This is a genomic window from Micromonospora sp. DT46 (genome assembly GCF_049841735.1).
GTDB lineage: Bacteria > Actinomycetota > Actinomycetes > Mycobacteriales > Micromonosporaceae > Micromonospora > Micromonospora reichwaldensis.
The window spans coordinates 1-12,728 of the sequence record NZ_JBNCKW010000008.1; the positions used below are offsets into that span (position 1 = coordinate 1).

A 12,728-nucleotide genomic window follows, 5' to 3' on the forward strand; every position below is an offset into this window, starting at 1 on the left:
GGATCAAACTCTCCAACAAAAACTTGTTGAAAAACTGTCCCGACAACAAAAAGTGTTGCCAAAGGAATCCAAGACCAACAAACCATAAACGGTCTGCCAGTCCGGGGTATAAATCATAATTGGCACTGGCTTATCAAGCACCCTGTTGAGTTCTCAAAGAACAACCACACACCGCCCAGAAACCCCACACCGTGGAGCACCCGACCCGGGGCATTTCGTTCACCGTGTCCGCCGCTTTCCGCGCCGGGCACTTTTACTACGTTACCCGGTGGTTTCCGCCGTGTCAAACCGCTTCGTAGCGATCCGCACCACTTCAACCCAATTTCGGGCGCCACGCGGCATCGGCTTGCGCCGTTGTCGATCGTGACTTCCGGCAGGCCGGCCGCTGCGGTCTCCCGCGAGCTCGCCCGGTTCCCTACCGGCGATGAACCATACCCGGTCGGCTCCGCCTCGCCAAATCCGCCTCGCGGCGGATCCGGGGCACCGCCCGGTCACGGGCCGGTGAGTGCAACTCGCCGGACCCGAAAGCTCGTTGCCGCGCCCGGCCTCCGGTTACTTTGCCCCGGTTCGTCCGTTCCGCGCTGGCAGAGAGAAAGTTACGCCCCCGGCGGGTCGATCGTCAAATCCACCGGGGGCGTCCCGCGTCACGTCGGGACCGTACGGCTAACCGCGCAGCTCGATCCCGGCGAACGACCGCTTGCCGCGACGCAGCACCAGGTACCGGCCGTGCAGCAGGTCGCCGGGGCCCACGGTGGCGTCGGTCTCCGTGATCCGGGTGTTGTTCACGTAGGCGCCGCCCTCGGCGATCACCCGGCGCGCCTCCTTGAGGCTCGACACCAGCCCGGAGTCCCGGAGCAGCCCGGCGACGTCGGGCAGCTCGTCGACGTGGACGAGGCCGGCCTCGGTCAGCGCGGCCCGCAGCGTCGCTGGCGCCAACCCGTCCAGGGAGCCGCGGCCGAAGAGCGCCTGGCTCGCGGCGACCACCTGTGTCATCTCCCGTTCCCCGTGCACCAGCGTGGTCAGCTCTTCGGCGAGCGCGCGCTGCGCCGCCCGGCCCGCCGGCCGTTCGGCGGTCTCCTTCTCCAGCGCCTCCAGCTCGTCGCGGGAGCGGAAGCTGAAGTACCGCAGGTAGCGGCCCACGTCCCGGTCGTCCACGTTGACCCAGAACTGGTAGAACGCGTACGGGCTGGTCATCTCGGGGTCGAGCCAGATGGCGCCGCCCTCGGTCTTGCCGAACTTCGTGCCGTCGGACTTCGTCACCAGCGGCGTGGTGAACGCCTGCACGGGCCCGGCGCCACGCCGGCGGACGTAGTCGACGCCGGCGGTGATGTTGCCCCACTGGTCCGAGCCGCCGAACTGGAGCCGGCAGCCGTGCCGGCGATGCAGCTCGAAGAAGTCGTTGGCCTGGAGCAGTTGGTAGCTGAACTCGGTGAAGCTGATGCCGCTCTCCAGCCGCGCCTTGACGACCTCCCGGGCCAGCATCTTGTTGACCGGGAAGTGCTTGCCAACGTCGCGGAGGAACTCGACCACCGACATCTCGCCGGTCCAGTCCAGGTTGTTGACCAGTTGCGCCGCGTTCTCCCCCTCGTACGAGACGAAGGGGGCGAGCTGGTCGCGGATCCGCGCCACCCAGCCGGCGACCACCTCGGGCGGGTTGAGGCTCCGCTCGGCGCTCTCCTTCGGGTCGCCGATCTGGCCGGTGGCACCGCCGACGAGCAGCAGCGGCCGGTGCCCCGCAAGCTGGAGCCGACGTGCCGTGGCGACCTGCATGAGGTGGCCGACGTGCAGGCTCGGCGCCGTCGGATCGAAGCCCACGTAGTAGGCGGCGGAGCTGCCGTCGAGCAGCGCACGCAGCTCGTCGAGGCCGGTGGAGTCCTGGATCAGGCCCCGCCACCGCAGGTCGTCGGTCAGGGAGTCCCGCCCGGGCGGCGGGGGGCTGCTGTCGGTCACGGTCACCGATTCTCCCCCATGACCGGGGACGGAACGTACCGGGTTTGCCGGGTGGCCGGCGGCGTAGGCTGGCGGGGTCGTGATCAAGGAGGGAAACGCCGTGGACATGCCGGATCTGACGGGTGGCTTCGTCGCCCTGCTCGGCCTCAAGCTCGACGAGGTCGACGGCGACCGGGTGGTGATCCGTTGGCAGGTCCGCCCCGAGCTGCACCAACCGTTCGGCATCCAGCATGGTGGCGTGTACTGCTCGGTGGTCGAGACGGCCGCCAGCATCGGCGGGTCGCTGTGGCTCGGCGAGCGCGGACGCGTCGTGGGCGTGTCGAACCAGACGGACTTCCTGCGCGCGGTCCGCGACGGCGAACTGACCGCCGTGGGCACCCCCGTGCACCGGGGGCGCAGCCAGCAGCTCTGGCAGGTGGAGATCACCGACGCCGACGCCCGGCTCGTGGCCCGCGGCCAGGTCCGGCTGCAGAACCTCTACCCGGCCTGACCCGCCGAGGCGCGTGACGGCGCCGGCCGCAAGGCGGCAGCGGGGGCGCGTCAGCCCCGGGCCTCGTCCAGCACGGCCTCGGCCTCGTCGGGCGCCGGCTCGGCCCCCCGGCGCAGCCGGACCCCGACGATGGCGCGGTGGTCGATGCGGGTCACCTCCAGCTCCCAGCCGTCCACGACGACGCTCTCGCCCGCCACGGTGGGGATGTGGCCGAGGCAGGCGAGCAGGAGGCCCGCGATGGTGGTGTAGTCGCCGCCGGGCCGGCTGGGCAGCTCGACGCCCAGATCGACGAGGTCGTGCACGGGGAAGGTGCCGGGGAGCAGCAGGGCACCGTCGGGCTCGGTGCGCACGGAGCGCACGTCCCGGTCGGTCTCGTCGTAGATCTCCCCGACGATCTCCTCAAGGATGTCCTCCAGGGTGACGATCCCGTCGACCGCGCCCCGCTCGTCCACCACCAGGGCGATGTGCTGGCGTTCGGCCTTGAACTGTCGCAGCGCGTCCACCACCGGCAGGGAGTCCGGCAGCAGCATCGGCGGGCGGGCGCACTCGTCGACCGGCCGGTCCTCGGGGACGCCGACGAGGTCACGCAGGTGGATCACGCCGACCGCGTCGTCGAGGCCGCCGTGCCGGACCACCGGCGCCCGGGAGTGGCCGGTGGCGGCCAGCAGCAGCCGCGCGGCCTCCGCCGTGGTGCCGCTGTCGAGCGTGAAGACCTGCAACCGGGGTACGAGGACCGCCCGCAGCTGGCGGTCGGCGATCTCGACGGCGCCGGCGATGATGGTCCGCTGCTCCTTGGTGAAGCCGTGGTTGCCGGCGACGATGTCCCGCAGCTCGTCGGGGCCGATCTCGTCGGGCTCGTGCTTCGGGTTGAGCCCGACGAGGCGTACCACCAGGTCGCTGGTGGCGCCGAGGGCCCAGACGGCCGGCCGGGTCACGGAGGAGAGCAGGTCGAGCGGGCGGGCCACCAGCAGGGCCCACCGCTCGGCGGCCTGCATGGCGATCCGCTTCGGGGCCAGCTCGCCGAAGACCAGGGTGACGAAGGTCAGCGCCAGGGTGACCGCCACGATCGCAACGGTCTCGGCGGCGCCGCCGAGCGCGCTGAGGAGCGGTACGAGGGGCTTGGCCAGCGACACCGCCGCCGCGGCGGAGGCCAGGAAGCCGGCGAGGGTGATCCCGATCTGGATGGTGGCCAGGAAGCGGTTCGGGTCCTTGGCGAGCCGGGCCAGCACCCGTCCGGCCCGGCTGGTGCGTTCCAGCCGCTGGATCTGGCTGTCCCGCAGCGAGACCAGGGCCATCTCGCTGCCCGCGAAGACCGCGTTGAGGACGACCAGGACGCCGACCAGGGCCAGTTGGGTCCAGATGCTCTGCACGCCCGGCTCTCCTCACGCGGGACAGGTGCCCGCCGGCACGACGGGCACCGCCGGCCGAAGGCCCCGGCCGGCGTAGGGCACTCTGTGCCCACCGGACCGGCCGGCGAATCCTCGCCCCGGGCGGGATGTGATCAGATCCGCCCGGCGACCGGCGGGGCGGGCAGGTCGAGGGCGTACGAGCGGCCCTCGGGGCGGAAACCCAGCCGGTGGTAGTACGGGGCGACCATGCCGGGCGGGGTGATCACCCGACGGAAGCCGCGGTCGGTGAAGAGGCTGCTGCGCCGGTAGACGAACTCGCCCGGGGTGAAGTCCCGGAACCGCCGGGTCACGTAGTCGAGGTCGACCTGCGCCACGCCGTCGGCCTCGGCGTGCGACAGCACCACGCCGACCACCTCGTCGGCGCGTACGACCAGGAACGCCGAGCGTTCGGCGGCGGTGCCGGGCGGCCAGCGGAAGCCGGGGTTGAATCGGGCGATGTCGGCGGCGTGCACACTCAGCGTGTGGGCCAGGAACTGGTCGTCGACGCCGACCTCGACCACCTGGTAGGTGGCCTCGTCGTGGCGGGTGGCGAGCATGGTCCGCAGGTACCAGACGTTGATCACGGCGAGTACGACGTTCAGCCCGACCATGGGCCAGACCTGCACGGCGGCGTTGTAGCCGATCAGGATCAGACAGCCGACCAGGTTGAGGGCACGCAGCCGGAGGATGCGCGTCTGCAGCAGCGACCAGACCAGCAGCGCGGAGCCGGTCCAGCCGATCAGTTCCAGCCAGTTCACCCCGCGAGAGTAGTGCTCGCGCGGATGCGGTGACCCGGCGGGCGGCGGGCGGGTCAGTCGCCGGCCAGCTCCAGCACCCATTCCTCCACCTCGGTGCCCCGGCCGTTGGCGTACCCCCGGTCCTCGCCGATGACGACGAAGCCGCACTTGCGCAGCACGGCGAGCGAGGCGCGGTTGTCCTTGGCGGCGCGGGCGTGCACCGGCCGTTGGGGCAGCTCGCGCAGCAGCGCGGCGAGCGCCGCGGTGGCGTGGCCCCGGCCCCAGCGTCGCGGGTCGATCCAGTAGCTGACCTCGGTGCGCCCGTCGGCCGGGAACGCGACCACGTGGCCGACGACCTCGTCGCCGACGACCACGGTGCGCGGGACGTTGCGCTCGTCGGCGCGCACGCGGCGCCAGTGGGCGTCGAAGCGCTCCCGGTCGGCCGGGTCCTCCGGGCCGAAGGCGGCCATCCAGTTGGCCTCGGCGTCCTGCTCGTGGGCGAAGAAGTGGGGCAGGTCGTCGTCGCGGACGGGGCGCAGGCGCAGCTCGGCGGTCACGGGCCCGAGGATAGGGCCGACCACCGACAACCGGACCGCTGGCCGCCCGGCCGGCCGGGACGCCCGGTGGCCCGGTGGCGCTGCCGGATCCGCGTCGCACCGGACCGCTGGCCGGGACGCCCGGTGGCGCTGCCGGATCGGTGTCGCACCCGCGCGCCGGCCGTGGGCGGCAGGGCCGTTGGTCCCGGGTCAGTCGGGCGGAACTCCCCTGGCCGGTGCCGTCCGGCGGGACGAGGGTGGGATCGGGACGGTGCGCCGCGACGGCGCCGGCAGGGCGGAGGGCGATGTGGGACGGTGCGGAGAACGGCGGCCACGGGGGCGTACCGGTGCCCGCTGACACGTCGACCAGGCCGGCGGCCGGGCTCAGCTCGGCGGAGGCCGCCGTCCGACTGCGCGCGGACGGGCCGAACGCGGCGGTCGCGCCGGCCCGGCGCCGTCTGGGCGGGCGCGTCCTGCACCAGCTCAGCGACCCGTTGGTGGCGCTGCTGCTGGCCGCCGCCGTGGTCACCACCGTGCTGCGCGACTACCCGGACACCGCGGTGATCGTGCTGGTGGTGCTGGTGAACACCGCCATCGGCGTGGTGCAGGAGGTCCGCGCCGACCGGGCGATCGCCGCGTTGGACCAGCTCGCCGCGCCCACCGCACGGGTCGTCCGGGACGGCCGGGACGTCGTCCTGCCCGCCGCCGACCTCGTCCGTGGTGACCTGGTGCGGGTCGAGGCCGGCGACGTGGTCCCGGCGGATCTGCTGCTCGCCGAGGCGGCCCGGCTGAGCGTCGACGAGTCGGCGCTGACCGGGGAGTCGGTGCCGGTGACCCGGGCCGTGGGCGAGGAGGCCAGCGCGGGGACCGTGGTCACCACCGGGCGGGCCACCGGCACGGTGGTACGCACGGGCGCCGCGAGCGCGCTCGGCCGGATCACCGCCCTGGTGGCGTCCACCAGGCCCGCCGCCACCCCGTTGCAGCGCCGCCTCTCCGCGCTCGGTCGGGTGCTCGGTTTCGCTGCGGTGGTGCTCTCGGGGCTGGTCTTCGTCATCGGCGTCGTCGGCGGGCGGCCGGTGGTCGACATGGCGGTCACCGCGGTGAGCCTCGTGGTGGCGGCCGTGCCCGAGTCGCTGCCGGCGGTCGTCACCCTCGCCCTCGCCCTCGGCGCCCGCCGGATGGCCGGGGCACGGGCCATCCCCCGCCGGCTGCACGCGGTCGAGACGCTCGGCTCCGTCACCGTCATCGCCTCCGACAAGACGGGCACGCTCACCGAGGGCCGGATGGCGGTGCAGCACGCCGTCACCGCCGGCGGCTCCCGCTACGGCGTCACCGGCAGCGGTTACGCGCCGCAGGGCGCGGTGCACCAGGGGGGCGCGCCGGTGGCCGTACCGGACGACCTGCGCAGCCTGGCGCGCGCCGGGCTGCTCTGCAACGACGCGACCCTGGCCACGCCCACCGACGAGCGGCCGGAGTGGGCCGCCGTCGGCGACCCGCTGGAGGCGGCCCTGGTCGCCTTCGCCGGCCGGTGCGGCCTCGACCCGGAGCTCACCCGGTCGGCGTGGCCGCGCGTCGCGGAGCACCCCTTCGACCAGGAGCTGCGCCGGATGACCACCGTGCACCGCTCCTGCGACCGGCGGTACCTGGTGGTGTGCAAGGGCGCGCCGGAGAACGTGCTGGCCGCGCCGCTGGTCGACGCCTCCGCCGAGGAGATCGCCGAGCTGACCGCCGTCGCGCACCGGCTGGCCGCCGAGGGGCTGCGGGTGCTGGCCATCGCGTCCGCCGTGGTGGACGCCCCGCCGGCCGATCCCGCCCGGCCGGTCGGGCTGCGGCCCGTGGGGCTGGTCGCCGTCGGCGACCCGCTGCGCGCGGGCGCGGCCGACATCGCGGGCAGCTTCGACGACGCCGGGGTCCGGCTGGTGCTGATCACGGGCGACCACCCGGCCACCGCCGCGGCGATCGGCGGCCAACTGGGGCTCTGGCGCGAGGGCGACCCGGTGGTACGCGGGGACGACGGCGACCCGGCGCGGGCGCACCCGCAGGCCCGGGTGTTCGCGCGGACCCAGCCGGAGCAGAAGCTCGACATCATCGCGGGCCTCCAGTCGCGGGGGCACGTGGTGGCGATGACCGGCGACGGGGTGAACGACGCCCCCGCGCTGCGTCGCGCCGACATCGGGGTGGCGATGGGCGGTGGCACGGAGGTCGCCCGGCAGGCCGCCGACCTGGTGCTCGTCGACGACGACCTGTCCACGGTGGCCGCCGCGATCGGTGAGGGTCGCCGCATCTACGACAACATCCGGCGGTTCCTGCGCTACGCGCTCTCGGGCGGGGTCGCCGAGATCGCCGTGATGCTGCTCGGCCCGCTGTTCGGGCTGGCCGTACCGCTGCTGCCGGCGCAGATCCTCTGGGTGAACCTGCTCACCCACGGCGTGCCGGGGGTGGCGCTGGGCGCGGAGCCGGCGGAGCCCGGCACCCTGCGCCGGGCGCCGCGCTCCCCGTCGGAGTCGGTGCTCGGGGCCGGCCTGGGCCGCGACGTGCTGGTCACCGGCGGTCTGATCGCCGCCGTGGTGCTCGGTGCCGGCGTGCTCGCCGCGCACTGGGACCGGCCCTGGCAGTCGGTGGTCTTCGTGGTGCTCGGCCTGGCCCAGCTCGGGGTGGCGCTCGCGGTCCGCGCGCCGCGACCGCGCGGGGCCCGGCGCGGCAACCTGGCGCTGCCGGTCGCGGTGGCGGTCTCCGCGCTGCTCCAGGTCGCCGGGGTGCTGCTGCCGCCGCTGCGGGAGTTGCTCGGCACGCAGCCGCTCGGCGCGGCGGAGCTGCTGGCCTGCGCCGCCGTCAGCGTGCTGCCCGGGCTGGTGCTGCGGCTGGCCCGCCGCCCGGGTGGCGGCGACGGCCCGGCGGACGCGCCCCTGCGGGACGGGAGCACGCGGGGTCCGGACGCGGTGGCCGGTGTCGGTCGGCCCGCGCGGCGCGTGCCGGTGTCGGACGGCCCGGCCGGTGACCGCCAGCCTGCGATTCGGGACCAAGGTCCCGCTGGTCGGGACGACCGCCTCTGACGGGTAGCGTGCGGACGAAGCAGGCTGAAGGTGGACGAAGGAGGAGTCGATGACCATCAACACCGGTGCCCCCGTCGTGGTGGGTGTGGACGGCTCGGCCGCCGCGCTCGACGCGGTCCGGGTGGCGGCGCGGGAGGCGGCGGAGCGGCAGCGCCCGCTGCGGGTCGTGCACGCCTTCATCTGGCCCCTGACGCGCGCCCCGCTCGGTGCCGCCGAGGGCGCGCCGGCCGGCGCCGGTCTGCGCAACCAGGCCGAGCGGTACGTCGCCGAGGCGATCGCCGAGGCCAACAGGACCGCCCCGGACGTGCCGGTGACCGGCGTGGTGGTCGACGGCGCGGCGACCCCCGTCCTGCTCGGGGAGTCCCGGAACGCCGCGCTGCTGGTGCTGGGCCACCGGGGCCTGGGCGGTTTCGCCGGGCTGCTGCTCGGCTCCGTCACCGTGCAGGTCTCCGCCCACGCGCAGGTCCCCGTGCTCGTGGTGCGCGGCGAGCAGCGCGCCGACGGCCCGGTCGTGGTGGGCGTCGACGGCTCCGAGTGCTCCCTCGAGGCCGTCGCGTTCGCCTTCGAGGAGGCGAGCCGCCGGGGTGCCCCGCTGCTCGCCGTGCAGGCCTGGCTCTATCCCACGCCGGTCGGCCCCGGTGACGTCCTGCCCCTGGCGTACGACCTGGACGCCTACGCCGCGGACGAGGAACGCGCCCTCGCGGAGTCCGTCGCCGGCTTCGCCGAGCGCTACCCCGACGTGCCGGCGCAGCACCGGCTGGTCCGGGGCTCCCCGGGCGGCGTACTGGTGGAGGAGTCGAAGAAGGCCCAGCTGGTGGTCGTGGGGGCGCGCGGCCGGGGCGCGCTGGGCGGGCTGCTGCTCGGCTCGGTCAGCCACGCGGTGCTGCACCACGCGCACTGCCCGCTGGTGATCGTGCGGCACCCGAAGCGGGCCGACGCGTCCTGATCCGGTCACCGCACCGCGACGCCGTCGCGTCGGCCGCTCCCCCGGCCGGCGCGACGGCGTCGACGCAAATGCCGGCGGGTCGGCGGTGCCCCGTCGACAATGGCCTGATCGATCTCTGGAGGGCTCATGAACCGACCCGTGGTGGTGGGTGTGGACGGATCACCGGCGAGCCTGCTGGCGGCGGAGCACGCCGCCCGGGCCGCCGTGCTGCGGTCCCGCCCCCTGCACCTGGTGCACGGCTACCTGCATCCGCTCGGTTACGGCGTGCCGGTCAACCCGTACGACCTGGGGTTGCCGGCGCCGACCGAGGAGGCGCAGAAGATGTTGGAGACGACGGCCGCCGACCTCGCCGAGCGCTGCCCGGGGCTGACCGTCGAGGTACGCCAGGTGGCGGGCGGGCCGGGTGCGACGCTGGTCGAGGAGTCCCGGCGGGCCGAGCTGGTGGTGGTGGGCAGCCGGGGGCTGGGCGGCTTCGCCGGGCTGCTGCTCGGCTCGGTCGGCACGCAGGTGGCCGCCCACGCGCACTGCCCGGTGCTGGTGGTGCGCCCCGCCGAGGAGCCGATCCCCGTCGCCGGGCCGGTGCTGGTCGGGGTGGACGGGTCGGAGCCCGCCGAGCTGGCGGTCGGGTACGCGGCCGACGAGGCGGCCCGCCGGGGCGACGGGCTGGTGCTGTTGCACGTCCAGCCCCCGGACCGCGCGCCGGCGGACGGGGCAACGGACACGCACGCCGCCGAGCTGCTGGCCACCGCCGCGGCGGCCGTCCGGGGCAGCCACCCGGGGCTGGCCGTGGAGGAGCGGGTGCTCCGGGCGCCGAAGGCCGAGCAGGCACTCGTCGAGGCCAGCGGGGACGCGGCGCTGGTGGTGGTCGGCTCCCGGGGCCGGGGCGGGTTCGCCGGGCTGCTGCTCGGCTCGGTCAGCCAGGCCCTCGTGCAGCACGCGCACTGCCCGGTGCTGGTGGCCCGCCCGTACGGTCACGCCCGCTGACGTGCCCCGACCCGCCGGCCCCGGGCGGGGCCGGCGGGTCGGCGGCGATCAGTGGTCCCGACCGCCGAGCAGCTCGTCGAAGCTGGTGGTGAGGGCGAACGGGTCGGCGGGGCCGGTGGACGCCGGCTGCCGGTGGACCTGATCGGCCAGCTCGCCGCCGGCGCGGACGATCCGCGCCCGCAGCGCGCCGTCGGCGGACCCGGCGGACCAGTCCTCCGGGGCGGCGAAGACCGCGGTGGGGACCACGACGGACCGCAGGTGGGCGAACATCGGACGCAGCGCGTGCTCCAGCGCCAGCGAGTGCCGGGCCGTTCCACCGGTGGCGCCGACCAGCACCGGCCGGTCCGCGAGTGCGCCGGATTCGACCAGGTCGAAGAACGACTTGAACAGCCCGTTGTACGAGGCGTGGAAGATCGGCGTGACGGCGATCAGCCCGTCCGCGCCGGTGACCGTGTCGAGCACCTCCCGCAGCGCGGGCGACGGGAAGCCGGTCAGCAGGTGGTTGACGATGTCGTGGGCGTGCTCGCGCAGCTCGACGGGGCGGACGTCGACGTCGTCGCCGCGCCGGGCCAGCTCGTCGCGGGTGGCCGCGGCGAGCTGGTCGGCGAGCAGCCGGGTCGACGAGGGCCGCCCCAGCCCGGCCGACACCACGGCGAGGGTGCGGCGGGTCATCGGCCCGCTCCCGTCCCGGCACGATCCGCGGCGTCGCCGCTGGTGGCGGCGTCCCGCAGGGACGCGTGGGTGGGCGCGGCCGGCACGTGCGCCGGGCGCAGCGACTCGAACTCCTTGCGCAGCACGGGGACGACCTCCTCGCCGAGCAGGTCGAGCTGCTCCAGCACGGTCTTCAGGGGCAGGCCGGCGTGGTCCATCAGGAACAGCTGGCGCTGGTAGTCGCCGACGTAGTCGCGGAAGCCCAGCGTACGGTCGATGACCTGCTGCGGGCTGCCGACGGTCAGCGGGGTCTGCGCGGTGAACTCCTCCAGCGACGGGCCGTGCCCGTAGACGGGCGCATTGTCGAAGTACGGCCGGAACTCCCGCACCGCGTCCTGCGAGTTGCGCCGCATGAACACCTGCCCGCCGAGGCCCACGATGGCCTGGTCGGCGGAGCCGTGACCGTAGTGGGCGTAGCGCTGCCGGTAGAGCCCGACCATCCGCTGGGTGTGCTCCTTCGGCCAGAAGATGTGGTTGGCGAAGAAGCCGTCGCCGTAGTAGGCGGCCTGCTCGGCGATCTCGGGGCTGCGGATCGAGCCGTGCCAGACGAACGGCGGCACGCCGTCGAGCGGGCGCGGCGTCGACGTGAACGACTGCAACGGGGTGCGGAAGCGGCCCTTCCAGTCGACCACGTCCTCGCGCCAGAGCCGGTGCAGCAGGTCGTAGTTCTCGATGGCGAGGGGGATGCCGTTGCGGATGTCCTGGCCGAACCACGGGTAGACCGGCCCGGTGTTGCCGCGCCCCATCATCAGGTCCACCCGACCGTCGGCGAGGTGCTGGAGCATCGCGTAGTCCTCGGCGATCTTCACCGGGTCGTTGGTGGTGATCAGCGTGGTGGAGGTGGAGAGCAGCAGGCGCTCGGTGCGGGCGGCGATGAAGCCCAGCATGGTGGTGGGCGACGACGGCACGAACGGCGGGTTGTGGTGCTCGCCGGTGGCGAAGACGTCGAGGCCGACCTCCTCGGCCTTGAGCGCGATCGTGACCATCGCCTTGATCCGCTCATGCTCGGTCGGCTCGCGACCGGTGGTCGGGTCGACCGTGACGTCGCCGACGGTGAAGACTCCGAACTGCATGACCAGCTCCTCGCGTTGTCCCTGGCCGGGGCCGCTGCGGCGCCCGGACGCACCGCACAACATGTTTGACGAGTCAACTATTCCGCCACCGGAGGCACCGCCGGTGGCCGCCGCCACGCCTCCCACGCCCTGCACGTCGATCACGCGGCGGGCGTGCCCGGACAGGTCAGCGGCTACGCGGCACGTGCCGGCGGTAGGCGCTGACCGTCGGGTCGCCAGCGATCCAGAACCGCCACGGCACGTCGTGCGCGCCGGTGACGCCGACGCGCGGCCCGGCGGCGACCGCCTCGCCGGGCACCGGCACGTCGGCCGGGCGCAGGCGGACGGGACCGTCGCCGAGCAGCCAGCGGCCGTAGGCGCTCTTGTCGATGCCCAGGGCCGCGCAGAGCCGGGCGGGCCCGCGCGCGAGATCGACGTCCCGGCGTACGGCGGGGCGCCGGGCGCGGGCCGTCTCGACGCCGTCGACCACCTCGCCGGCGCGCAGCAGCACCGCCGAGGCCTCCCCGTCGGGCCCCGTGACGACGTTCATGCACCAGTGCATGCCGTAGGTGAAGTAGACGTAGGCGTGCCCCGCCGGCCCGAACATGACGGCGTTGCGCGGGGTGCGGCCCCGGTGCGCGTGCGAGGCCGGGTCGCCGGCCGTCCCGGCGTACGCCTCGACCTCGGTGATCCGGACGGTCACGTCGCCGGCGGTCAGCCGGCAGCCGAGCAGGCCCCGGGCGGCCGGCACCACCGGGCCGGCGAGCAGGTCGGCCAGCCCCGCGAGGTCGGCGGGACGGCGCTGGGAGTACGCCACCACGAGCACGACCCTATCCGCCGGCGCCACCCGACGCCGAGCAGCTATCAACCTTCCGTTGACA

General features: G+C 74.5%; 11 protein-coding genes. 4 read left to right on the top strand and 7 right to left on the bottom strand.

The window, feature by feature from the left end; all coding sequences use genetic code 11:
* Positions 1-663 precede the first annotated feature (663 nt).
* On the bottom strand, positions 664-1,950 hold the full coding sequence (gene tyrS, locus ACLQ20_RS22205) for a tyrosine--tRNA ligase (protein WP_425857769.1): 1,287 nt from the start codon (positions 1,948-1,950) through the stop codon (positions 664-666).
* A gap of 82 nt (positions 1,951-2,032) precedes the next feature.
* On the opposite strand from tyrS, the gene ACLQ20_RS22210 reads away from it, so the two are divergent.
* Entirely contained in the window at positions 2,033-2,440 is a 408-nt protein-coding gene (locus ACLQ20_RS22210) for a PaaI family thioesterase (protein WP_327031195.1), read from the top strand.
* A 50-nt stretch (positions 2,441-2,490) separates the two neighbouring features.
* Here the strand turns inward: ACLQ20_RS22210 and ACLQ20_RS22215 are convergent, their stop codons facing one another.
* The 3 genes from ACLQ20_RS22215 to ACLQ20_RS22225 all read right to left on the bottom strand — a co-directional run bounded on the left by ACLQ20_RS22215 (position 2,491) and on the right by ACLQ20_RS22225 (position 5,122).
* Entirely contained in the window at positions 2,491-3,810 is a 1,320-nt protein-coding gene (locus ACLQ20_RS22215; RefSeq protein ID WP_151455539.1) for a hemolysin family protein, read from the bottom strand.
* Between the two features lie 131 nt (positions 3,811-3,941).
* Positions 3,942-4,586 (bottom strand): YgjV family protein, encoded by a 645-nt coding sequence (locus ACLQ20_RS22220; RefSeq protein ID WP_151455540.1) that lies wholly within the window; start codon positions 4,584-4,586, stop codon positions 3,942-3,944.
* A gap of 53 nt (positions 4,587-4,639) precedes the next feature.
* Positions 4,640-5,122, bottom strand: coding sequence for a GNAT family N-acetyltransferase (locus ACLQ20_RS22225; RefSeq protein WP_132240206.1), 483 nt, complete (start codon positions 5,120-5,122; stop codon positions 4,640-4,642).
* Positions 5,123-5,406: 284 nt separating this feature from the next.
* Here ACLQ20_RS22225 and ACLQ20_RS22230 point away from each other — a divergent pair, with 284 nt between their 5' ends.
* From ACLQ20_RS22230 to ACLQ20_RS22240, 3 genes are all read left to right on the top strand, one after another.
* Entirely contained in the window at positions 5,407-8,154 is a 2,748-nt protein-coding gene (locus tag ACLQ20_RS22230; RefSeq protein WP_425857588.1) for a cation-translocating P-type ATPase, read from the top strand.
* Between the two features lie 49 nt (positions 8,155-8,203).
* Complete coding sequence (locus tag ACLQ20_RS22235; RefSeq protein WP_425857590.1) at positions 8,204-9,100, top strand: universal stress protein; 897 nt, start codon at positions 8,204-8,206, stop codon at positions 9,098-9,100.
* 126 nt (positions 9,101-9,226) lie between these two features.
* On the top strand, positions 9,227-10,084 hold the full coding sequence (locus ACLQ20_RS22240) for a universal stress protein (protein ID WP_358120905.1): 858 nt from the start codon (positions 9,227-9,229) through the stop codon (positions 10,082-10,084).
* Positions 10,085-10,132: 48 nt separating this feature from the next.
* Here the strand turns inward: ACLQ20_RS22240 and ACLQ20_RS22245 are convergent, their stop codons facing one another.
* The 3 genes from ACLQ20_RS22245 to ACLQ20_RS22255 all read right to left on the bottom strand — a co-directional run bounded on the left by ACLQ20_RS22245 (position 10,133) and on the right by ACLQ20_RS22255 (position 12,664).
* A complete protein-coding gene (locus tag ACLQ20_RS22245; RefSeq protein WP_358120902.1) occupies positions 10,133-10,756 on the bottom strand; it encodes an FMN reductase in 624 nt (207 codons plus the stop codon).
* Positions 10,753-11,868, bottom strand: coding sequence for an LLM class flavin-dependent oxidoreductase (locus tag ACLQ20_RS22250; RefSeq protein WP_132240199.1), 1,116 nt, complete (start codon positions 11,866-11,868; stop codon positions 10,753-10,755). Before ACLQ20_RS22250 ends, ACLQ20_RS22245 begins: the two co-directional genes overlap by 4 nt.
* A gap of 166 nt (positions 11,869-12,034) precedes the next feature.
* Positions 12,035-12,664 carry a DNA-3-methyladenine glycosylase gene (locus ACLQ20_RS22255; RefSeq protein ID WP_425857770.1) on the bottom strand — a complete coding sequence of 210 codons (630 nt, stop codon included), beginning with the start codon at positions 12,662-12,664 and terminating at the stop codon, positions 12,035-12,037.
* Positions 12,665-12,728 lie beyond the last annotated feature (64 nt).